Below are 22,058 nucleotides of genomic sequence, written 5' to 3' on the forward strand. Positions count from 1 at the left end.
CTCTTTTTAGCTAAAGATCTCGATCGTGCCGTTGTTGAGGTCGATTTTCATTTTGCCGTTCAGCGACTGAAGAAGACCGGCATTGACCGTGCCGATGTTGGCAACGGCCAGCTTCAGCTCGCCGTTTTCGAAGACGAGCGGGTAATGGCGGCTGTTGCCTGACGTGACGAGGAACTGATCTGCCTGCACGGCCATGCGCGACTTCTGCACACCGCCTTCGGTGTAAAGCTCGACATAAAAGCCCGACACCTTGAAGCTCTGGTTGGTCCCGGCCCGCAGCAGCACGGAGAAACGGGCGTCAACGCCGGTCGGCGCCGCGACCGCCTCGAACTTCACCAGTCCTTGTGCGAACCGGCCGTTGAAATCAGCGCTCACGCCGCTGATGCTGCTCGCAAGCGCCCCGTCGCCGTCTGCGCGAGCGGTCTCCTCGGCGATCAAGCGGGCGAGGTTGCCATCGACGTCGGCGTCGAGTGTCGTGATCGAGCTTGCGAGGGCGCTGTCCGTCGTTGCGCGCACGGTCTCCTCGGTGATCAGCCGCGCATTTGTAGTGCCGAGGCTAGCCTGCAGGTACGTGAGCAACTGCGCCATCGCCTCGTTCTCGGAGACGCGCACTCGCCGCTCTTCGGTGATCTGCGCCAGCGCGTCACCTATGGTGGCAACGATCTGCTGGCGCTCGATCTGTCCGACAGCACCCTCAAGTGAGAAAGCATCCAGCAGCTCGACCAGGCGCGGCCGGAAGAATTCGTCCATCTCCTGCTGCAGTTCCTTGAAGCGGTTCAGCGCATCGTCCTGCAGCTGTTGCAAGCCGGTCAGCAGCGTCTGCAAGCCGGTCGGCTGCGCCGTCGTCATCCAGGGCGTGAAGGTGCGCAGCCGGTCGGGCACAGTCGTGATCGTCGCCCGGGCATTGTAGACCTTACCGGAGACGACGTTCTTCGTGGTGCGGAAGCTGCCGTCCTCGGGTGAGGTGCACTGATCCTCGAAGATCTCTGTCGTGCCCTCGATCTGATAGACGAAGCGGACGGCGGTGATTGTCGGATCATCCGGCGGGGTCCAGGTGAACAGCAGCGCCGGCGTGTCATAGCCCTGCGCGCCGTTGATCATGCCGACGACAACATTGAAGTTCTGCACGGTCGAGAGCAGCGACGGATTGATCGGCGGCGTCGGCGGCACCACAATCGGGCCGGACTCGATGCCGTCGTCGTCATAGATCGCCGCACTGGTCTCGGAGAGCACCAGGGTGATGCGCAGCCGCTCGTCCGCCCGCCATTCACTGATCAGCCAGGTCTTGCCACGCCAGGTGATCCACTCGCCTTCCTGCACCGCCAGACCAAAGCGACGGCTGACGGGAACCGTCGCCTTGCCGCCCATGCGGTTCTGCCGGTAGCGGATGTTGAGCAGATACTGCGCAATGTCCGGATCGGTCACCTGCAGGAAATCGATGCTCGTCTGCCGGTTGCGGCCGTCGGCGGCGATGTCCGCATTCACATAGACCGGCTTCAGGCTCTCCGGGTTCCACATCGATTCGATCGAGGTGAACTGGCCGGAAAGGTGATTGAAGCGCTCGAAGGCCGACGGCCGGAACTGAACGTCCTTGGCGCGGTCAATCGGGATGTCGGCTGCAGTCAGATCCTTGACCGGGATCTGCGGTGCACCGGGAATGACGCCAGAAAGGCCGCGGCGATTGAGGCCATAGCCGGCCATCGCGTCATCGAACTGCTTCAGCACCTCTGTATGATCGTCGTCACCGCTGACGAAAAGCGAGCACTCATAGGTCTTCTTGCCGTTCGCCCGCAGCGTGTCGCAGACGTTCATCGCCACGAAATAGGTGGCAAGATCGATCTGGCCGAGGCTCTTGCCCTCGCCGATCAGCGTGCGGCCGGAGACAAGTGCACGAAGGCCCAGCTGGTAGTTCAGCCGGTGAACGGCCGGGTTCTTCGTGTGCACCCAGGTTGAGGGCGTGTTGAGGCGCTGCGGTCCGGAACCGCCGGCGACCGTGGAGTCCTTGCGCGGGTCGTATTCGCGCAAGCCGCGCAGCACGAAATCGATGTCCGGCTTGCCCTTGCCGGCGTCACGGAAGAACTCGAGATGGTAGTAGCGCTCGACGACGACATAGCACATGCCCGAGAGCTTGCTCGTCGCCTTCCACTTGTTGCCGAGGTTGGCCGTGACATCGACGAGACGCTGGTCGACGCCCTGCCCCGGCCGGCCGTCGTAGAAGCGGATCGAGATCGCGCTGTTGCCGTCGCCGTCGATGAAGCCCTGCACGCCGTAGCGCGCGACCTCGTTGCCGATCGTCGCCTGCGCCACGAGATTGTATTTCTCGCCGTACATGTAGACGTACGGCTCCAGCCCGTCACACCAGCCGTTGGCGAGGATGAAGACCTCTGCATTGCGCTTGTTGCCCTTGTCCCACTTGGCATAGAAGGCGCGCTGTCCCTTGGTCTTGCCAACGCCGTAGAGGGTTCCGACCGGCACGTCGCCGCCAAACTGGATTTCGCCCTGGACGGCCGTGTGCTTCTGCTTGCCCTGTTTCTGCTGGGTGAGCTTGCCCACGGCAAACTTGGCGCCGAAGGCGAGCGCGCCGCCGATCAGGCTGGTGGCAAGCGCAGAGCCGCCGAACAGCGCGCCGGCGATCGCCGTGGCGATACCTGTAAAGATTGCCATGATGGATTATCCGAGATGAAAGGCTGCGACGACGTCGGCGAGGCCTTTATCGCTGCGGCCGCGCTCGGTCTTGGTGACGAAACGGGCGCCGAGGCAGACGCCGACATGCTCGGCGCCGTCTGAGAGGCGCAGGATGACGAGATCGCCGAGGCGCGCTTCCGCCCCGCCCTTCGGCTGCTGGCCGAGCTCGGCCGCGAAGAAGCTCACCAGCGACGTGTGCCCGCGCCGGCGCAGCGCCCGCTGCGCACCGGCAAGCGTGCGGTAGGCGCCACGGTACGTGTCGGCGATCGACGAACTGGTCAGCGCATCGACAAAGGCGCAGCCCAGCATGAAGCAATCGGCCGATCCATAGGCATAGGGTTTCGCAAGCTCACGCGCGAGCGTCGCTTCGACGATGCGGAAGCGGTTCATGGAATGTCTCTGAGGTAGCGGTATGGAGGGCGGAGGCGGACCCGCTTTGTCCCCTAAGCGTTCCGTAGCCGTTCTATACTCTATGATTTAGACTAGGTTCAAATTCATGGAAGGATTCGGGTTTTGAATTCTGTAGGTGGCGCTTCTATGAAAAGGAGATAACGCGCCGAGCGCATTCAGCGCCATGGCAAGGAACTCTGGATCGCGTGCACGCGCGGCGCAGCTATCAATTATCCATTGGCAGGCCTAATGGCCGCGCTCTCCACGGTCTCCGCGAATCGATCACTCTCCTAGCAAAGGACAACGAAATGGTCTGCGAATACTTCCATTCCCTAAAGGCGTTGAAGCTGCCAGCCTCGCAACGGCAGGACGACACCGGTCCCTCAACACCAGCGGCTTGCCAAGTGGGCAAGTCTGACACGAAGGGGATCCGAGGCGAAGAAGCTCAGGCTCAAGACGGAGGCGCTGTACGAAAGACGCGGTCAGCTATGAAGCGCGTCTCCATCAGATCCGTAGCGATCTCCTGTTTTCTGTACGGTGCCCCATCATTCGCCGCCGCAGACAACGCTCTGTTTTCCTCCGACGATGGCAACGTCGTCGTTTTCGGCGATATCGGCCTCGCCAACATAAAGGCGCAGGAATTTTTCTATGTCGGCGACCACAAGATCAGCCAGTTGAACTGGGAGAGTAAAGGAGTCACTCTTTTCACGGTTGGCGTCGACGGGCAGATCGACAACGACTGGAGCTTGAAGGGCAGCGTCAAAGTCGGCACCGGCGGCAATGGTCACCTGGTTGACTACGACTGGACGATCATCGAGCGCGAAGACTGGAGCGACCGCTCAATCCACCCGCTTACCGAACTCGATCACTATGTCGCCGCAGCGATCGAGTTGGACCGGATCATCTACGGCAACGACACCAGCAGTATCGCGGTCGGCGCTGGTATGCGCTATACCGACGTCAAATGGACCGCCTATGGCGGGTCAGGCATCTCTACGAAGAAAACGTTCCGCGATAAACGTTGGGAATTGCTAGACTGGGAAAGAGGCGTAAGCTACCGGCAAAAAATTCCGGTGGGCTTCCTCAGCCTGAGCGGCGAACACGTCCTCGGCGATCTTACCATCAGCGGCGGCCTTCAGACCGGTCTGAGCTTCGGCATCAAGAGCATCGACGACCATTGGCTGCGCAACCTGCGTTTTTCGGATGACATGTCTCCGGCACCGACAATCGGCGCCAATGTCGCCGTCAGCTATGCGGTGACGCCAGGTGCTTCGCTTTATCTGTCCGGTTCGTTCGAGCGGGTGTTTCACAGCCGCGGGGACAAGGAACGTCACAACTTCGCGACAGGCGAAATTGAATTCCGCAAGGATTATGCCGGGGCCACGTTCGAGGCAATGTCAGTCTCCTTCGGGCTAAAGGGCACGTTTTGACGTGCCCGCGTTGCCGCTATCTTTATCAGAAGACCATCGCCGCGCTCTTGCCAGTCTGACAATCCCGGACATAACAGCTCTGGAAAATACGATCGGGCCGATCGAAACCCTTCGTTTGGCGTAATCGTGGCGGACACTATGCTGGTGTGCATAGTGTCCGCCACGCTTAAGTGGACACTATGGCGTATCCGATCTCGGAGAAGCGCGCCGAAGCGCAATCGACCTCTCCGGCCTGCGGAGGCAGCTTATCTAGATCGAGATCAGCGCGACACCTGTCCCCATTCCTCGGGGATGGTCGCATTCGTCGCCACGAACTCGAGGCCCGTGTCGGTCGGGTCATTGTCGAACTGCTGCTCGGCCTGCGAGCGCTTGACGCCGGTCGAGCCGCGCGCCGATCGTCCCGGCGGTTGCAGGTCGATCATCATCGTCAGCGTTCGTTCGGAGCCTGAGACTGCACCCTCGTTGTAGCGCACCTGGTCGATCTCGTAGATGGTCGAGACCAGTACCCCGACGACGTTGCTGCTGCCCGGCTCGCCGGCGAGCGAAGTGATGATGGCCGGCGTGTTCTGGTAGTTGAACTCCTCGATCCTCGCGACCGCGTCCTCGGGATCGGTCACCGGAATACTAGAGAAGACGATGGTCCGCGTGGTAACGGCCACGCCGACGGCGCTCACCAGGTCGCCGGGCTGCAGATACCGGTTCGGCAGATACAGCAAGCCGTTATAGGTGAACTTGCGACCGCCGCGGTGATAGCCGACCGTTTTGCCGGGCAGATCGAAGCGGATCAGGTCCAGCAGCGCGAATTCGCCGCTCTCAATCAGATCCTCGACCTCGGGAGATAGCACGCTCATGAGAGGAACAACTCCGTTGCGGTAAACTGGACATTATAGTTCGGCCAGGTCTTCGGCAGGCTGAAGCTCCCCGCATCCATTTCCATGATGCAGGATGGCTTCTCGAAATGGACGGTGCACGGCAGGGTGAACACCTGCAGGTCGAGACCGAAGCGGATCTTCAGGGTCACGACGCCCGCTGCGCTTGCTGTCGCGGCAAGAGTGATCCGGTGCAGCGATCGCATGAAGGTGGATTTCCGCACCTCGACATAGTCACCGGGGCCGAGCTTAAAGCCGGCCGGCAGGCCCGAGACGACGATCGCGTTGCGGTCGGTGATCGACTGCAGCACCGCGTCGCCATTGAATGCCCCGCCACCGGCCTTTACGCCGGAAAGCGGGTTGCTGCCCTGATAGGCAATCGGCCGAGGCCGGTGCGGATCGTAGCCGGCAATATAACCGCCATCGTTCGCGTCCATGTTGAAGGCGTCGAACAGCGCCGCCTCGGCCGTGGTCAGCTTCGATGCGGAATAGGACGCGGCCCAATATGGCGTCCCGGAATAGGCCGTCTCGGTGCGGCGGCCCTCCATGCGGTTGGTATCGCGGATGCGAACCGGATCAAACGCGACCTGGCCGTAAACCACGCTCGGGAGCGAAATGAGAAACGCCATCAGAGATTTTCCCCGCCGTTCTGGCGATAGTTCGTCCGGGCTTCCTCGTTGCTGCGCACGATGCGCACGGTCTGGTCACCGGTCTGCTCGAGGATGCTGGCTAACAAATCCTTGCTCAGTACGATCTCAACGACGGTCCGGCCGCCGCCGCCCTCGCCCTCTGCCGATGCGCCCGGCATCTTGCTCGGCGCGATGATCCGGCCGTGGCTGGTCGGAGCAAAGAACTCGTCCTCATATTCGTTCACCCGGTAGATGCGCCCGGGAGAAACATCACCGCCGCCAGCGCGCGCACCGCCATAGCCAAGGAAATCGCCGAGCGTGGTGGTCGGCACGAAGTTGGAGCCAAGACCGCTACCGCCGCCGAAAATGGAGCTGAACAGCGAGCCGACGAGCCCCTTCCCGTTCGTCTGGACATTGATGATCTCGGACAGCAGCGCCGCGATCGCCTCCTTCGCATCGAAACTCCCGTCGACGATGCGCATTAGCTGATCGTCGAGAACCTGCCCCATTCGCTCGGCCGCTTCCTCACTGCGCTCATACTGCTCGGCCAGAGCCTCCTCGGCTGCGAGCTGGCGGTACTTTTCGTCGATGAGCGCCGATATCTGCTGGCCTTCCTTCGAGGTCGCCTCGACACCCGCCTCGCGCAGCGCAATCGTCCGCTCACGCTCAATGTCAGTAAGGCCGATGATCGCCAGTTCCTCGCGTAGCGACGCGATGACGTCGTCGATCGCCTTCTTTTCTTTCTCGGATTCCGAGACTTTCTTGGACCGGCCGCCGCCTTTTTCTTCCGTGGGGATCGGCGTCCAGGTCCTCTCGGCTGGGCGATTCATCGGCTTGAGGCGATCGCTCAGGATATTAACGATCTTCGCCTCTTCTTCGGCGAGTTTCCGGCTCTCTTCCTTCAGGGCTTCTATCTGCCCGGTGTAGCCGGCAAGGTTGGCGTTCTTGCTGTTTTCAAAACCAAGCTTCCTGGCGACATCGGAGAGCTTCTCGTCCTGTCGAGCCTGCGCCTCCTTCTTCTTGAGGATTTCATTCTCGATCTCGAGCCGACGCTCGCCGATTTCGGCTTGCCTGCCCTGAAGCGTGCTGTTCATTTGGTTTTGGAAATCGCGAAAACCGTCGATAAATTCCGCCAGACTGTCGGCAGCAGAGACGATGGCGGATTTCAGCTTCGTACCGACCGTCGTCGCAAGCATGTTGAACTTGCGGTCGACGTCTGCAGCCTTCTGGATCATCTGCTCGTCAAGAACGGTGCCCAGGTCGTTCGCGGCCCTGATGGTGTCGCGGATGCCCGCTTCACCCGCCTCGATCAGCTGCACGAACTGTTCGCCGCCCGCGCCGCCGAAGATCTCGTCCATGATGCGGATCTGTGCCGCCTTGTCGAGCTCGCCCAGGCGGCCGATGATCTCGGTGAAGAGATCAGCCGGATCTTCGAGCTTCTGCTTCAGGTCCTCGGCCGAGTAGCCGAGGCGCTGGAAGGCCTCTGCTGCCGAGCCGCCGCCGGTGACGATGAATTCGTCGGCCCGAAGGTTCAATTCCTTGATGCCGTCGGTCAGCGCGTCGACGCCGACACGGTTCTGCTCGGCGACATATTTGAGCTCCTGGAAGCTCTTGACGTCGAGGCCGGCCCGACGCGCCTCGTCGCCGATCGAGGCAATCGCGCTCGCTGCGTCGCGCAATGCGGTGACGCTGGCGGCGGAGACAAGCCCGGTCACGAGACCGGCGCCGCCGGCCACGAGGTTCTTGATCCGGCCGAAGGATGCAACGACGTCAGTTGCCGTCGACTTCGAGAGTGCCCGCACCCGGGCAAGCGCGGACTCGAAGCCCTTCGGATCACCGGAGATCGTGACGGGAATGTCGGGACGGCTCATTGGTGACCTCAATTATGGAGAAGATCGCGTCCACCAGTTGACTTCCACTCACGCTGTGCAACTTGTTGCGTTCAACAGCAGCGGAGTGGAAACGTGGCGGTCGCGATCTTTGTGTTAGGCCTTCTTCAGGTATTCGGCGGCGTACTTGTCGCTTTCGCAGCGAAATCTGCAATGAATGAGATTGTCGGCGCCATTTCCTTCGGCCTCGGCGTCGTCGGCGCGGCGCTCGGCATCATTATTGCCAAGACTGACGACTAGGTGAAACCAAGCTGATCAACTGCCGATCGTCCGCGCGTTCGGACTGCCCTTCAGCGATGGGCGAACGCCATGCTCTGCGGCAATGCGCCGGACCTCTTCGCGCGAAATGAACGGTCTGGCACGGACATTCCCGGAAAGCCCCTCCACGGTCATCTCGAATTCCGCCGCCGTCGCCTTCCAGAACATTTCCGGCGACCAGCCGAGCATCTTCGGGTTCGTGGCGATACGGTAGAGCGACTTGAGATGATCCTTGATCAGGAGGGGCTTACGGGCTTTCCCAGGACGGCGTCCCCGGCAATCTGCGATGCCGTCCGCTCATCCCGCCGAATTGTCCCGGCAGCAATGTGAGCCGACAGCGCCTTTTCGACCGCCTCGCGCCAGGCGAGCTGGTCGGCGGCCGAGATATTGCCGTCGTCGAGGATCTTCGCGGAAAGCGCCGATATATGATCCTCGTCATCCGCGACGATCAGGCAGCGGACGGCGCAGGCAACCGCCTTCGGCTCGAAGCCGAGGAGACGGCCGTAAAGCTCGTCGAGCGTGCGGGCGCCGATCGCATCGGAAAGGCGCGCGAGCCCGGAGAAGGTGACGGCGATGCGGAAGTCGATCGAACCGATGCGAACCTCCGCCTCACCGCGCAATGGGTTGGCAGGCAACATGGAACTCTCCGATTAGACAGCCGGCACGAAGGTGAGAGCGCCGGTCATGGCGCAACGGATGTCGGCCTGCAGCTCGTTGGTCTTGTCGCCGGAGAAGGTCATCGAGACGAGCATGTCGCCTTCGAAGGTGCCGACGCCGGGCACTGTGACCTGATACTCGGTGATGACCTGGTTGACGGCATCGGCGGTTACCGCCTTCATCGTAACGGTATCGACGAAAGCGCCCTGCCCGCTGAAACGGATGGACTGGATGCCGTACATCAGTGCCAGCGTGAGCTTGCTGCCGGGATCGGTGCAGCTCGGCTTGGTGATATCGATTTCCTCGTTGTTGATCTCGAGGGATCGCTGTTCGGTGATGCAGGCCAGGGTGAAGGCGCCTGCACCGGTCGAGCGGGCAAGCGTAAGCTGACGGCCGAGAGCCATGGCAAAATCCTCTTTTGCTGGTGGGAGTGGTGGCGCTACTGCATGCCGCCCAAAAGTGTGCAGCGGTTTCGGGATAACGGCATGCAGAGCGTTTAGAGCGCAGCCAGTTCCGGATTGGCGGCGAGCGTCTTGTAGGCGATCTGGTAGTTGAGCGAACCGGCAAGCAGGGAGATGCCGGTCTGCGGGTTCACGAAATACTGCTGCGTCTGCAGCAGTGCTTCGATGACGAGGCCGCCGAAAGTGATGTCCGACGCCATCGAAGCCTCGATGAGAGTGCAAATCCGATCAAACTCCTCTTCCGGCTCGTCGTCGCGCAAATGCACGATGATCGACAATGGAAGGAAGCGGTCATACCCATCCTCGCCGGCTGGCCCTGACGAGGGTCGGACCGTCACGATCTCCGATCTGTCGGCCCAGGTGACTGTGAGCGCCGGCAGCTTCTCCTGCGGGATCGCGCCCTTGCGGCCCCGCTTCACCTTGTCCGCCGCGGAGAACTCCGGAATGGCGGCAAGGCGCGCGATGACGGCCGCGAAGATCTGGCTGCGGAGATGCGCCATGTCAGGCGGCCGTGCGGCCGAGGTCGCGCAGCGCCTGGTTTACGACACCTGCGGAATAGCCGGCCTCGATGATCTGCGCGCGCGCCTTGCCGCTATCGAGCAGGCGACCGATATCGGAGCGGATCGCCGAGCGCAGCCGCGACGGCAGTTGCGGCCATGGCCGTTGCGTCATGGCGCCGGCGGTCTGGCGCGCGGCCTTCTTTTTTGCGCCCTCTTCCGTCGAGAACAGCCCCTGGCAGAGGTCCTCCATCGGATCGACCACGACGGCCGGAGCCTGCTCCTGTTCCTGTGTCTTCATGATCAGATATCTCCGGCAAGCGAGATGCGGAGCATGGCCCGCGCATCGTCGTCGATGTTAATGACCTGGTAGGTGACGCCGCCGATCGCGACGCTATCGCGCTGGCTGGCGAGACCGGGCACGGCGGAGGCGGAGACGGCGAGCAGATGCGTGGTGCCTTGGACGGCCTGCTCCTGCTCCTCCGCCAGATCGGTTTCCCGCCACACGCGCAGGATGACCCGGACGGCGGGCCTCGCGACGCCGTCGACCGTGAACACGGCGTCGGCATTGCCGAAGGCCTTGGCGAACTTCGGCCCCATCCGTTCGAACATGGCGGGACGCGGCGTCATTTCGGAGCCGTCAACTTTTTAATCTCGGCCTGAAGCTTGGTGACTTCGCCGGCCAGGGTCGCATTGTCGGCCTCAAGCTTTTCCACCTCAGCCTGAAGCTTGGTGACTTCGCCGGCCAGCGTCGCATTGTCGGCCTCAAGCTGCTCGTTCTGCTTCAGCAGCGTGCTGCGATCGCCGATCGCGCTGTCACGCTCCGCCGTCAGCCGGTCATTGTCGGCCGAAAGCTTGTCGTTGTCGGCCGAGAGCTTCTCGATCGCCTCGCGAAGCCTGTCGATATCCACAGAAGGCACGGGCGCCGCGGCCGTCGCCTCGGGACCGGCGGTAAAGGCACCAAAATTCTTGCGGAAATTTTCCGCTTCCTCGGCCGTGATCCCGCCGGTACCGACCGGAACCGGCTCACCCGGCCGATAGGATTTCTTGCCGACCTTGACGGTCACATTGAACTGCTCGGTTTTCTTGCTCATCGGAGCGTCCTTTCAAGTCCCGATATCCGCCGGCTGGAGACCGGCGGATATGCGGGCGAAGACGGGTTGGAAGGGATTAGCGGACCAGCGCGAACAGGCTGGCGTCCGGCTCCGGAGCGATCGGAAGCGGTGCTGCCTGCGTCTGGACGATGGTTCGCGACGGGTTCCGTTCCCGCCACATGTCGGGGAAGCGCTCCATCGACAGGAGCGCGTCGTTGTCGAGGATGGCGCCGTAGGCGAAGTGGCCCATGAAACCGAAGGGATCGAAGATCCCGACGCCCATGGACGGCCAGAAGTTGTTGCGCACCCCGCCGACTGTGTAGGGCTGCGAATACTGGATGAAGGTCAGCTCGCCGATGGTGCCGAGAACCGCGTAATACTTGTTCTCCGCTCCGGTGCTGACCGGCCCCAGCTGCATGATGCCGCCATCCTGGCGCCGGTTGTCGAGCGCCTCGAGGAAGCGCGGCGACTTCTTCAGGAGACCCGCAGCGCCCGGCCCGAGCAGGACCTCGCGGGCGGTGAAGCCGCTGGTATCGGAAAGCAGCTGCACCCACGCCTCGATATCGTCCATCGCATCGACGCCAGCTTCGCCCCAGCGCGCTGCGCCGGCGAGTGCGATCGTCAGCGCGGCATTGCGGCCGAAGTTGACGGTCTGCGTCGGATAGTCCTCGCCCTCGACGATCACCTGACCGGTGCGGATAACCTGCGAGCACATGAACTCCTCGCGCCGCGTGATCCGCTGGTCCTGGTCGTCGATGATCGTCGCCAGATTGTAGGCGTAGCGCTGCGCCGGCGAGTTGCGGCCGCCGATCGGCTCGCCCGGCATGCGGATCATGTTGCCGCCCGGTCGCAACGTGTTCTGCGGCTTGACGTAGGCCGGCGTGAAGCTGGTCGCCTTGAAGCCGCGGTTGGCCGAGTCCTTGCCCGGCACGTCCGGATGGACAAACGGCGCAAGCTCGCGATCCGGCAGGATCTTGTCGAAGACGATCTGTTCCATGTCGGAAAGAACCGTGGTCGAGAAATAGCGATCGCGCAGGAATGCTTCCGGGCGATCGCGGGGCGGCAGAACCGCGACGAGTTCTGCGGTGGAGAGAAGAAGTTCTTCCATGTGTGGTGTCCTTTCGGTCTCGGGCTTACTTCAGGACGCGCACGTAGAGGGGAGCGCCTGCCTTGCGGAAAGCGACCTCGACGGTAGCGGCCGTGTGTCCGGCGCCCAGAATGAGTTTCGTCGAATCGAAGGCGCCGCTCGCGTAAACCGCGGCGACGACGTCACCGGCGGATGCATCGCAATCGGTCGCCAGCACCAGGGCGGGCGTCTGCGAGCCGTCAGCCGCGGCCGAAGCGGACAGGGTGTATTTGTCCGATGTGGTGATGTTGCCGAGGACAGCACCCCGCTTGAGATTCTGGCCGCTGACGATGGTGACGTTGCGGGTGATGACCGGCACGTCGGAGACGAGCAGGTCGTTCGGGGCGAAGGTGGCTTCTCCCATGATCAGGAATCCTTCCGGTTACGGCCGTGGCGGGCCAGGATGGTGGAGCGGACGGTGGAGATCACCGCCTGTTTCTCGGTGGCCTTGCCGCCGCCCGGTGTGCCGGCGCCGAGCGTCGGGCTCTTTCCGGCCATGCGACCGGCGAGGCGCGAACCGCCGGCGGAAGCAGACGAGAGAAGCGCACCCGCTTCCTTGGCCGAGTAGAACTTCGAGCCGAAGGCAAGCTCGGCGGCGAGGCCCGGATTGTTCTCGGCCTTCGGGTGGGTGAGGATCGAGCGTATACGACCCTGCTCGGCGCGGCGGATTGCGCTTGCCGACGTCTTGCCGTCGTCGGTCTCTTCTTCCTCGGTTTCGGCGCTGGTGTTCTCCTCCTCGGTCTCGCTCTCCGGGTCGGAAGGGGTATCCTCGGCGGAGGTGTCCTCCTCCTCGGTTTCGAGCACTTCCTCGTCTTCCGGCCGCTCGTCTTCCAGCCGGGAGCCCTTCTTGCCGCTAATCGCGGCGAGCACGCTCCGCGTGAGCGCGCTGCTACGCGTCAAGTTCGACATTCGTCGTCTCCAGTTGATGTTGGGGTTAGCCGGCTGTCCGGCTCAGTTCAGCTTCGAAGGCTTCGAGAACCTGCGAAGGGCGTGCAACCGCGTCGGCGAGGCCGGCATCAACCGCCTTCTGTCCGCGATAGACCCGCGCCTCAGTGGCGAGAGCGGATTGCTGTGTCAGCCGGCCGGCACGGTACCGCGCGACGGTGGCTGCAAATTCGACGCGAAGCTCTTCGAGCTCGGCGAGTTCCTGCTGAAGCACATCGTCGGGGATGGCCTCATAGGGATTGAAGTCGGCCTTGTGCTCGCCGGCCTTCAGGATCGTGACCTTCAGGCCCTCTTTCGCGAGCCACGCGCTCATGTCGACATGCATCGAGATGACGCCAATAGAGCCGCAGATGCCGGTCTGCGGAATGACCAGCTGCCGGCAGGGCGAGGCGAGCAGATAACCGGCAGAGCACGCATGATCCGTCAGGACCGCGATGGTGGGTTTCACCTGCGAAAGCTCGAAGATCTGCTCAGCGCAATCGAAAGCGCCGGTCACCTCACCGCCATAGCTATCGACCTCGAACACAACGGCCTTGATGTCGTCGCGGTCGATGCAATCACGGACCTGCACTCCGATCGCCTCGTAGCTGGTCATGCCGCAGGACTTGCCGATCCACTTGCCCTTGTTGACGAGCGATCCCTCGATCTCGATCAGGGCGATGCCCGGAGCAATGAGATCCGGCCCCTTGTAAAGGGCGTCACCCCAATAGTCGGTGGCATCCCGAAGCTTCTCGCCGACGAGACCCATCTCTTCGCCACCGGCGACATGCGCTGGAGCGTCCGGGCTGCCGAGCACGCGCGGGCCGAAGGCCCGCGCAATGATGTCGCCCTTCGACGGATGCAGCATCAGCGGCGTGCCGAACATCCGACTGGCGATTTCGGGATAGTTCCTCATGCCGATTTCCTTCTGGAGATCCTCGGGATGCCGGCATAATGCCGACGCGCCGAGGTGCGGCCGTTGACCTCTTCCTCGGTTTCGTCGCCCGGTTCGGCTGGCGGAGCCGCACTCGCCTGCGATCTGGCTTCGGGCTTGCCCGGGTCGGGATCAAGCCCGAGCCGCTCGTAGAACGCCCTTTCCCGCGCGCGCTGCTGCGCATCCATCTTCCAGTCCCGTCCCTGCTCGGCGGCTTCCTGCTGGAGCGTGGTGAGATTGCCGGCGAGCCGCTCGCTGGCGGCCTGCGCCTCGCGCAGCGGGTCGATCCAGCCTCGGCCGGGGCCGATCCAGTCCGCATGGCACCATGCTGCCGGGTTCTGTTCGAAGGGAACCGCGCCCGCGGGAAGCTCGATCAGGCCCTTGTCGAACACCTCCTCGAGCCATGCCCGATAGATCGGCGCCATGAACTGCGAGGCGAAGCCGCCCTTCTTGGCGGTGAAGCCGCGCCAGATCTCGAGGAGTGCCGCGCGTGCGGACGAATAGTTCACCTGGCTCCAGTCCATGGTGAGCTGCTCGTAGGTGACGCCGATTGCGCTGGCGACCTTGCGCAGCGCCGCATTGACGAAGGCCTCGAAATTGGCATTCGGGTGCTCCGGCTTGGTCAGCGTCGCCTTTTCGCCCGGCTGCAGCGTGTTGATGCGAACGCCGGGCAAGTCGATCGGTGCGGCGCCGTAATAGGCCTTCTGCGCGGCCGACATTTCGCCGAAGAGCTTGGCGATACCGTCATTGCCGTAATCCGCGCCCATCGCTTCGAGCATCTCTTCCGGATCGAAGGGCGTTTCGATGAAGGCAGCCATGACAGCGTTCAGCATTGCCGCCTGGCTCTCATAGTCCTCGTAGTCGGTCGACTGCTTGATCGACCGCATGACCGGAGCCCAGTCGGAAACGCCGCGCGTCATGCCGGCGCGCTTCTGCTCGTAGGCGTGCACGACGATCGGGCGCCCCCATTCGGTCTCCCGATCGACATACTCCCAATGCCACAGGCCGGTATTGCCGGCGAAGAACTCGCCGGGATGCGCCTTGCGGAAGTGATAGCCGACCGGTGCGCCGTATCCGTCGATGGCGACGCCGTCGCGCAGGAACTCTTCGTCCATGCGCCCGTTCGGATTCGAACACCGGGCCGGATCGACGACATGGATTGCCGTCTGGAACAACGGTGCATTGTCCTGCCAGACGATGACACCGAAGGCCTCGCCCTCGGGACCGAACCGCTGACGGGCAGCAAGGCCGAGAACGCCGGCCATGGTTTTCGTCCGCTCGGCGTCGCACCATTTGTCGACATCCTGCGTGTAATCGCGCCACAGGGCCTCGATCTTGTCGGCGATCTCCTCCGCCTGCTCAAACGTCATGTTGAGCGAGACGTGGTTCGGCCGCGCGGCAAGCGTCCAGCCCGAGCCGATGATGTTGTCGACGAGGCGCGAGGTGCCGGCGGCGCCCCAGCCGTCGTTACGCGCCACGTCGTTCAGCCGGTCGACCAGCTCGGAGCGCGACCAGGTCAGCGCCGACTGCCCGGACCAGGTGCCCGGCCGCCATTTGGCAAAGGACGGGTGATCGTAGGATGCACCCTGGTAGGCCGAAGACGCCATCAGCCGGTTCTTCGCGACCTGCACGCGCGCAGCCGCACGAACTGCCGGCGAAAGCGGTTTTGCATCGGGGCCGAGGATCGTGACGTCGCCGCTCATCCGAAGATCACTCCCCGGCTCCGCGCCCGGGCGAAGCGGCGAAGGCCGAGCTTCGCCTCGAGATCGCGGACGTACTGACGAAGCGCGCCGATGTTGGCCGCGGCATAGGCGACGCTCTCGCCGTTATAGCTGAGCGAGACCTCGGCGCGGCCGATCTCCATCTGGTGCAAGGCCTCACGTGTTTCGTCGAGCCGTGCCAGAAGCACGGCGCGTTCCTGTTCGGTCAGTGCCATATGGATCTTCCTAGCGGTTTCGCTGCGCTGCCCGGGCGGCGCGCGCGAGGGCGGCAGCGACGAGCGGCGATTGCTGTTCTGCCGTGGCGCTCTCGCCCGCGGCAGGTTCGGTCTTGACGGCGATCTGGTTCAGATGATCCTCGAGATCGCCCTGTTGCGGCGCTTCAAGCCGCCCGAGGCGATCGGCGATCGCGTCCCATTCCTCATCGGTCCAATAGGGCACGCCCCAGCGATAGGCACCGGCCAGGCTCTGATTGAGCATGTCGATGATTTCGTTGCGCTTGCCCTCGGCGAGCTTCCAGACGTAGCGGGTGTGACCGCTCCGGGACTTCTCGGGTACGCGGGCTTCCGATGTCGCCTGCTGGTAGAAATCGTCTCCGAAGCCGCGGGCGAAACGGATGTAGCCCGCCTGCTCCGGATCGTCTTTCTTGTAGTCCCGATAGAGCCGGATCTTGAAGGCCGAGGCGTTGAAGGTGAAGAATCGCGAGGACCACTTCTGCTTCTTCGGCTTGCCCTTTCGGTCGTACTCTTTCGTCTGCACGATCGGCGGTGCGGCTTCCGTGTTGCCGCCGCGCACCATGATGACGCGTGATTTCGGATGCTTGCGAACCCAGTTCCAGACATCGTCAGTATAGGCGTTGCCGTCGATCGCGACCCGATCGGCCGTGCGCTTGCGGCCGGCATCGTCGAGCCATTCGCGCTGCAGCAGCCGATCGAGAGCGGCGCGAACCTCCGGCTCGGAGATATGGCCGGAATGTTCCTTGGCGTCCGCCAGGTGGTTGCCGGCGCGATGGTCGACAACGCCGTGGTCGATGACGGCCCGGTACCGATTCCTGCCGTAACCGACAAGCAACCACTCGACACGGTCGCCCTGCACGTCCATGCCAAGCATCAGCGCCAGCGCCTCGGAGGGGATGACACCGCGCTGGAAGCCCTGATCCTCGGCGCGATCGCGGAGCACTTCCCAATCGATCGCCTTGTTGTCCGCCTCGAAAGCGAGCCCGAGCCAGTCGTTCCAGAACGTCTGCTCGGCGCCCGAACCCTTTTCCCGGTTCTCCGGTCCGCCGGCCTGGACCGTCAGCCACTCGCGCACCAGGTTCTCCCAACGTTCAAACGGCGAATAGGCCATCCAGATGCGGAAGGAGCGATGGCGGCGGCCGCGCTCCGGATATTTGGCAACCCACTTCGCGCCGTTTTCCGGCTTCACCATCCATTCGCGGTGGTGCTCGTGGATCTCGCAGCCGCAACGGATGCAGACGAAATGCGCCTGCTCGGGATGCTCGGGATCGATATGATCCCGCATGTTCTCCCAGCGCAGCTCCTGCAGCTCGTGGCAGTGCGGACATGGGACGTGGTAGGTCTCCTGCGTCCCCTCCTGATAGTTCGCTGTGATCTTGCAGCCCGGCGAGACCATCGGCGTCGAGATCTTGAAGATCTTGCCGTTGAAGAACGCCTTGCTGCGGCTGTCCGCCTGCACTTCCGGATCACCGGCCTCGTTCATCTGCCACTTGGCAAGATCGTCCTGGACCTGCTTTCGCGGCGAGATCATCGACAGGCCCGCCGGCGAGTTGGCGCCGGCCGCCTGGATGGCGCCGCGCCCGTCGACGCGTTCCTTGTAGAGCACCGAGTTGCTCGCATCGCGGCTGTTTTGTGAAAACAGCTTCGCGACCGCCGGCATCTCGCGCACCAGCGGCATCAGCTTCGTCTTCGACCAGCGCGCCGCGTTCTCCTCGGTCGGGTGGACATAGAGGAAATCGCCGGGCGCCATGTCGAGCGATCCGAGCGTGAAGATGTTGGCGCAGATGGTGCCGCCAATCTGCGCCGACTTCGCCAGGCTGACGATGTTGCACGGATCTTCGGGCGACAGCGCCCGCAGGATCTCCGAGAAGAACGGCACCAGGTCTTCGTTGTACGGCCCCGGATGGTCCGTGATGCGTTCCGAGAACACGATGTTCCGCTTCGCCCAGTCGAGATAATCGACTGCCGGCGGCGGCTCGCAGATCTCGGCCAGCACGCTGAGAGCGAGCCGCTCGGGATTGAACAACACGGTCATTGCTGCTCGTCCTCGACATGCTCGTCCAACTCGGCCGCTGCGTCGGCGAAGTCGCGCGCCTTCTTGGCTCGGTGGTCCCGGAAGGCCTTCAGCAGCACATGGGTCGCATCATGGGTCGACACCGAGAACTGCGCGGCGATCGCCTTCGCCATCTCGGGGATGGCCTGTTCCATGACCTTGAACGCCTCGGCCACGGCCTTGACCATCTCTCGCCGAGCATCGTCGGTCAGCATGTACCGGCCGAGCTCGAGCGCTTCCTCGCGCTCCATGCGCGCGGTGGTGATCTTTTGCTGTTTCAGCTTCTCGGCCGCGACCTCGTCAATGAACGGGTCGACGATGACGGTCGGCTTTAAAGGCGCCTTCGGCTTCTCCGGCACGTCGAACGACAGCTCGGAAGCTAATGGTGCCGGCGGCGATCGCGTCGCAGTGCCGTTCGCTCCGAACCGCTGCGACGGGTCGAGGGTCTTGCGCAGCTGCTCGACCGCAACCGATGCGCGGATCTTCGCGTTCCGCCCCTCGCCTTCGAGCGCATCGCCGAAGATCTTCCGCTCCGCGATGTACTGCGAGATGCGCCCGGCACTGACGCCGACATGAGCCGCAAACGCGCTCTTCGTCATGATGTCAGCTGCAAGGCTCATCTTTAGGAACGCTCGTTCTTTAGCCCGGCTCTTTAGTTTAGGCTCTGACTTTAGGCTTTAAAAAATCGCTCAGACTGGACAACCTCCGCGGTGCCAAATACCCGCAGGCGGGCGGATGCCAGGAAGGACCCGCGAACCGTCGGAGGGCCTATCGGGCCGTCCGAACCGCCCGCTGAAAGGCAACGGCGAAATGATCGTGAACGTTGGCGACCACATACCGCTCGACGACCTCGCGAAGGCGAAGACGGATGCGATACGAGACCTGAGGCACGAACAGGATCACCGGGTGGATGGCGTTCGTTGCCGGATCACGCTGGTAAACGCCCGGGTAGAGGTGCGAAGGCTGCTTCGGCACGAAGAACCGCTCGTTCTTGTAGTTCTTGTTCCGCTTGAGCGACGATGATGTGCGGGTACGGGTCGCACCAGCTCCGCGATAGTCGATCTGCAGGTCGGCCATGACGCGGTTGAGAAACCCTTGCGTCATGTTGCCGTAGCGATCGAGCGGCGCCCGCTTTGCTGGCACGGCCACCAGGTTACGCTGCATCAAGCCACGATCGACGAGCTGCCGTTCGAAGGCCTTATGGGTGCGCATGCCACCTTCGATCTGCGGACCGAGAAATGCCGTTGCAGGCAATCCGCCCTTCGTGCGGTCGCCGGTGACAACAACCGCTGCCCGCAGGTTCTGCCGCGATGCCCGGTGATAGACGACGCCCCGCTTTGCATAAGGGGTAGGCCGATCAAAGACCCGATCCATCTCTCGCTGGACTTCGAGGCGACCACCCTTGGCTGTCTCGTTCAACGTGAGCATGATGGCATAGGGAAGCTGCTTTCGCTCGATGTCCGTCAGGGATCGATTGAATTGCCGAAGATCGACTTTGATGTGAGCGACTATCATCAGAGGCCGGAAATATCCGAGAGGGTTACGCCGACTGGCAGACTTGCTCGGCATACGGGAACGTGATTTTCTGGGCCCATCTGCGGGAGGAACAGTTATGGGAAAGATGCGCTCAGCATGCATTGCTGCTGTTCTGTTACCGATCGCTGGATGCGTCGGGAACAATTCGGAGTTTACAGTACGAACCAAGCCGGGCGGCTACCCTGCTGACTTTCAAATATCCCAAGCGGGGGACGTGAACACGTTCCTGCTCAGACACGATCCGCACAAACTGTACTGGTGCGCTCGCAACATTTACCGCCTTCGGTGTGAAGCATCGTACCAGTTGCCTGAGCGAGACCCTGTCACTGGCGACGCCGTGACCTATAAGATGAACACCTCGCACGAGCACCAAACTGTGAGCTTAGTATCGAGCTCCGGAAGATTTTACTATTGCACCGCCTTGGCCTCGAACAGGGATGAGATCAGCTGTATCGGCCCAAGCGCGGCACTAAAGATTTGATGTTGCTGTGCCTTTTCATAAACGAGCCTTGATGATCGAGAGCCTGCCCATACCTTTTAATCGAAAAAGGCGACCTCTCGGCCGCCTGTATTTTGGTCATAGCTTTCGCACTTGCCCTGAATCGGTGCCTCGGTTGCGAGGCTGTCAAGGCGGGGGCTGACCGGTGTACCGACCTCGGGCTTTTTCGCCCCGCACTCTCGTGCGTTCTCAGAGGCTCACTGCAGGATCATCAGCTCATCCAATGGCAAGATGACTCTCACAACTTCTTCAGCAAAGCAAGAGGCACTGTCACCGGCACCTCGCCGCCCATGAAGTCGATCGAGACCACCACGTCGCCACGCCCTTTCTTGCTCGACGTGACCACGGTTGCCCTCCTATCGCAGAACGGACCAGCAGTGATCCAGACAGGATCTCCAGCCCTCACCACCAGGCCAACAGGGCACTCCCAATCAAAGTTGCCTTTGCGAGCGAGCCCATTGAATCTGCTGACTTCCTTGTCACTCAGGCGCATGGGCCGATCGCACCCGCCGAGCACATCGATCACATGCTCGACGCCCAGCAATCCGGCGAGATACTCGGATAGCGCCATCATCTGCACGAGAACATAACCATGGATCACGGGCATCATCTGACCCTCGATGACACGACCGCGACGGCGAAAATCGGGTCCCTTTCGCATCGGCACTAGCGACCGCACGCCCATGGCGTCGAGACTGTTTTCCACAACCTTCTCGCGGCCCGTCCAGACCCGAAGCGCAAACCACGGCGCTTTACCGCCGCTGATTCGGAGATTCGCCGTGAGCAGCGCACCCTCGTCGACCAGGCCGTCGGTGATTCTTCGCATCCGATCGGCGAAACGATCCTGGCCCTGCAGCGCAATCGGGCTTCCGGTAAACGTGCTACGCTGCATGATCATCGCCTTTGCTCCTGTCCGCGAGATAGTCGGAAATTCGTTCTCGGTAGCGCTCGACTGCATCGGCGACGAGGAAGTCGAGATCGCCCTCGCCTTCGATCGCCGGGAAATAGACCCACTCCGGCAAGCGCCCTTCCGGGAAGGGCCAGCCGCGGCGCTTGTGCTCACGCTGCCATGCGGCGAGCAGATCGCCGTCACGCTTCACCGCCTGGAAGCCCTGCCCCGCCTCTTCGAGCGCCAGCGGGCATATCGAACCCTGAGCAGAGCGTGCCCGCTCCTGCATGCTGTTCACCGACGGCCATCCGGCGCGCATGCGCTTCTCGGCCATCACGTCCGCAAGGGACACCTGCCCGGCATCGATCTGCATCTGCTCGAACTTCGTCGGCGGAGCGACGATGCCAGTCGGCGGCAACAGCAGCTCCGAGATCCGCGTCGCCGACCAGAGTTTACCGAAGGGCGCAGCCATCGCGTTCGCCGGCTTTGCCGCTTCATCCTGCGCCGGGACGTCCATCCAGAGCTTTTCGCCGAAATACGTGGATGGTGCCGGCGTGTGGGACTTCTTCTGCGCCTTCAGCAGCTGCAGCCAACGGGGGAACCGATCGGCCGCTTCCCGGCGCTCGGCGGCCGTCAGCGCATGCCAAGCACGCCGAGCCGGCTCTTTCGGCATTCCGTCGAACTGAGGCCAGTTCTTCACCAACGCCCAGAACGCCTTGTCGATCGACTGCGGCGTCTCGGTCTGGCTTTCCTGCCCTTCCGCCTCGCGCGCACCCTCTCTCAAATCTGATGGTTCTATTGGTGGTTCTATTACGGTTTGGGTGTCACCGTGACACCCCTCGGCGTCGTCGGTGTCACCCGTCCCTGTCGCCGCTGTCACGGGTGTCACCGTGTCATGGGTGACACCGTGACACCCCTCGATAGCCACTTTTGCAGCCTGCAGGCGACCGAGAGCGCTCATATTGAAATCGTAACGGGTACCCTCGCCGGGCTTCCATCCGCCTTTCTTGCGGACGATCAGGAGACCTTCGTCGACAAACTCGGAAAGGATGCGCTGCACGGTGCGTTCGGAAAGCTCGGTCTCGCGCGCAAGCCGCCCGACGGTCGGCCAAATGCCCTTGCCGTCGTCGTCGGCGAAGTCCGCCAGGCGCACGGCCAGCATCTTCCGGTTCGTTGAACCCAGATGCGCTTTGAATAATTGTGACATGATGGCGATGCTCATTTACGCGGCCTCCTGCCGTACGGCCAGGTGGCCGATGTAGGCCGAGGCCATCAGCGCATCGG

At 62.7% G+C, this 22,058-nt stretch carries 25 protein-coding genes; 2 read left to right on the forward strand and 23 right to left on the reverse strand.

All coding sequences use genetic code 11. The features are described 5' to 3' along the window. Positions 1–6: 6 nt before the first annotated feature. Together FB009_RS28240 and FB009_RS28245 are read right to left on the reverse strand one after the other, a co-directional pair. A complete protein-coding gene (locus FB009_RS28240) occupies positions 7–2,664 on the reverse strand; it encodes a phage tail tip fiber protein (protein ID WP_145162502.1) in 2,658 nt (885 codons plus the stop codon). 6 nt (positions 2,665–2,670) lie between these two features. Further along, a complete protein-coding gene (locus FB009_RS28245) occupies positions 2,671–3,075 on the reverse strand; it encodes a DUF6950 family protein (protein ID WP_145162505.1) in 405 nt (134 codons plus the stop codon). A 308-nt stretch (positions 3,076–3,383) separates the two neighbouring features. On the opposite strand from FB009_RS28245, the gene FB009_RS28250 reads away from it, so the two are divergent. Beyond that, on the forward strand, positions 3,384–4,505 hold the full coding sequence (locus FB009_RS28250) for an omptin family outer membrane protease (RefSeq protein WP_127574342.1): 1,122 nt from the start codon (positions 3,384–3,386) through the stop codon (positions 4,503–4,505). Positions 4,506–4,765: 260 nt separating this feature from the next. Here the strand turns inward: FB009_RS28250 and FB009_RS28255 are convergent, their stop codons facing one another. The 3 genes from FB009_RS28255 to FB009_RS28265 are packed head-to-tail and all read right to left on the reverse strand — an operon-like array spanning position 4,766 to position 7,874. Then, the gene (locus FB009_RS28255; RefSeq protein ID WP_145162508.1) at positions 4,766–5,356 is read right to left on the reverse strand and encodes a DUF2163 domain-containing protein; all 591 of its coding nucleotides are present in this window, start codon (positions 5,354–5,356) and stop codon (positions 4,766–4,768) included. Next, on the reverse strand, positions 5,353–6,003 hold the full coding sequence (locus FB009_RS28260; protein WP_145162511.1) for a hypothetical protein: 651 nt from the start codon (positions 6,001–6,003) through the stop codon (positions 5,353–5,355). Before FB009_RS28260 ends, FB009_RS28255 begins: the two co-directional genes overlap by 4 nt. Then, positions 6,003–7,874, reverse strand: coding sequence for a phage tail tape measure protein (locus tag FB009_RS28265; protein ID WP_145162514.1), 1,872 nt, complete (start codon positions 7,872–7,874; stop codon positions 6,003–6,005). Before FB009_RS28265 ends, FB009_RS28260 begins: the two co-directional genes overlap by 1 nt. A 93-nt stretch (positions 7,875–7,967) precedes the next feature. Here FB009_RS28265 and FB009_RS32895 point away from each other — a divergent pair, with 93 nt between their 5' ends. Then, complete coding sequence (locus FB009_RS32895; RefSeq protein ID WP_018208952.1) at positions 7,968–8,132, forward strand: hypothetical protein; 165 nt, start codon at positions 7,968–7,970, stop codon at positions 8,130–8,132. A 15-nt stretch (positions 8,133–8,147) separates the two neighbouring features. Here FB009_RS32895 and FB009_RS28270 read toward each other — a convergent pair whose 3' ends face one another. From FB009_RS28270 to FB009_RS28355, 18 genes are all read right to left on the reverse strand, one after another. Next, positions 8,148–8,339 (reverse strand): phage tail assembly chaperone, encoded by a 192-nt coding sequence (locus tag FB009_RS28270; RefSeq protein WP_186447684.1) that lies wholly within the window; start codon positions 8,337–8,339, stop codon positions 8,148–8,150. A 47-nt stretch (positions 8,340–8,386) separates the two neighbouring features. Then, positions 8,387–8,788, reverse strand: a complete 402-nt coding sequence (locus FB009_RS28275) for a hypothetical protein (protein ID WP_127517509.1) — start codon at positions 8,786–8,788, stop codon at positions 8,387–8,389. Between the two features lie 12 nt (positions 8,789–8,800). Continuing rightward, a complete protein-coding gene (locus tag FB009_RS28280) occupies positions 8,801–9,211 on the reverse strand; it encodes a phage tail tube protein (protein WP_011975792.1) in 411 nt (136 codons plus the stop codon). Positions 9,212–9,303: 92 nt separating this feature from the next. Beyond that, positions 9,304–9,768 carry a hypothetical protein gene (locus FB009_RS28285; protein ID WP_145162520.1) on the reverse strand — a complete coding sequence of 155 codons (465 nt, stop codon included), beginning with the start codon at positions 9,766–9,768 and terminating at the stop codon, positions 9,304–9,306. Position 9,769: 1 nt separating this feature from the next. Continuing rightward, the gene (locus tag FB009_RS28290; RefSeq protein WP_127618021.1) at positions 9,770–10,066 is read right to left on the reverse strand and encodes a hypothetical protein; all 297 of its coding nucleotides are present in this window, start codon (positions 10,064–10,066) and stop codon (positions 9,770–9,772) included. Between the two features lie 2 nt (positions 10,067–10,068). After that, the gene (locus tag FB009_RS28295; protein ID WP_145162523.1) at positions 10,069–10,395 is read right to left on the reverse strand and encodes a head-tail joining protein; all 327 of its coding nucleotides are present in this window, start codon (positions 10,393–10,395) and stop codon (positions 10,069–10,071) included. Beyond that, positions 10,392–10,859, reverse strand: coding sequence for a hypothetical protein (locus FB009_RS28300; protein WP_145162526.1), 468 nt, complete (start codon positions 10,857–10,859; stop codon positions 10,392–10,394). The genes FB009_RS28295 and FB009_RS28300 overlap by 4 nt, the downstream gene beginning before the upstream one ends. A gap of 76 nt (positions 10,860–10,935) precedes the next feature. Then, positions 10,936–11,967, reverse strand: coding sequence for a major capsid protein (locus FB009_RS28305; protein ID WP_145162529.1), 1,032 nt, complete (start codon positions 11,965–11,967; stop codon positions 10,936–10,938). A 25-nt stretch (positions 11,968–11,992) separates the two neighbouring features. Next, a complete protein-coding gene (locus FB009_RS28310) occupies positions 11,993–12,349 on the reverse strand; it encodes a head decoration protein (RefSeq protein WP_145162532.1) in 357 nt (118 codons plus the stop codon). 2 nt (positions 12,350–12,351) lie between these two features. Then, entirely contained in the window at positions 12,352–12,894 is a 543-nt protein-coding gene (locus FB009_RS28315) for a hypothetical protein (protein WP_145162535.1), read from the reverse strand. A 25-nt stretch (positions 12,895–12,919) separates the two neighbouring features. Then, complete coding sequence (locus tag FB009_RS28320; protein WP_145162538.1) at positions 12,920–13,825, reverse strand: S49 family peptidase; 906 nt, start codon at positions 13,823–13,825, stop codon at positions 12,920–12,922. After that, complete coding sequence (locus FB009_RS28325) at positions 13,822–15,546, reverse strand: phage portal protein (RefSeq protein ID WP_145162541.1); 1,725 nt, start codon at positions 15,544–15,546, stop codon at positions 13,822–13,824. Before FB009_RS28325 ends, FB009_RS28320 begins: the two co-directional genes overlap by 4 nt. Continuing rightward, positions 15,543–15,779, reverse strand: coding sequence for a gpW family head-tail joining protein (gene gpW / locus FB009_RS28330; RefSeq protein ID WP_145162544.1), 237 nt, complete (start codon positions 15,777–15,779; stop codon positions 15,543–15,545). The genes FB009_RS28325 and gpW overlap by 4 nt, the downstream gene beginning before the upstream one ends. Before the next feature lie 10 nt (positions 15,780–15,789). After that, on the reverse strand, positions 15,790–17,832 hold the full coding sequence (locus tag FB009_RS28335) for a phage terminase large subunit family protein (protein ID WP_145162547.1): 2,043 nt from the start codon (positions 17,830–17,832) through the stop codon (positions 15,790–15,792). Further along, positions 17,829–18,470 carry a hypothetical protein gene (locus tag FB009_RS28340; protein ID WP_027988048.1) on the reverse strand — a complete coding sequence of 214 codons (642 nt, stop codon included), beginning with the start codon at positions 18,468–18,470 and terminating at the stop codon, positions 17,829–17,831. Before FB009_RS28340 ends, FB009_RS28335 begins: the two co-directional genes overlap by 4 nt. Positions 18,471–18,618: 148 nt before the next feature. Next, positions 18,619–19,365 (reverse strand): hypothetical protein, encoded by a 747-nt coding sequence (locus tag FB009_RS28345; RefSeq protein WP_145162550.1) that lies wholly within the window; start codon positions 19,363–19,365, stop codon positions 18,619–18,621. Between the two features lie 758 nt (positions 19,366–20,123). Further along, on the reverse strand, positions 20,124–20,783 hold the full coding sequence (locus tag FB009_RS28350; protein WP_145162553.1) for a transcription termination/antitermination NusG family protein: 660 nt from the start codon (positions 20,781–20,783) through the stop codon (positions 20,124–20,126). Beyond that, positions 20,767–21,996 (reverse strand): helix-turn-helix domain-containing protein, encoded by a 1,230-nt coding sequence (locus FB009_RS28355; protein WP_127661173.1) that lies wholly within the window; start codon positions 21,994–21,996, stop codon positions 20,767–20,769. Before FB009_RS28355 ends, FB009_RS28350 begins: the two co-directional genes overlap by 17 nt. Positions 21,997–22,058 lie beyond the last annotated feature (62 nt).

Origin of the sequence: Sinorhizobium medicae, from assembly GCF_007827695.1 — a bacterium.
Classification (GTDB): Bacteria; Pseudomonadota; Alphaproteobacteria; order Rhizobiales; family Rhizobiaceae; genus Sinorhizobium; species Sinorhizobium medicae.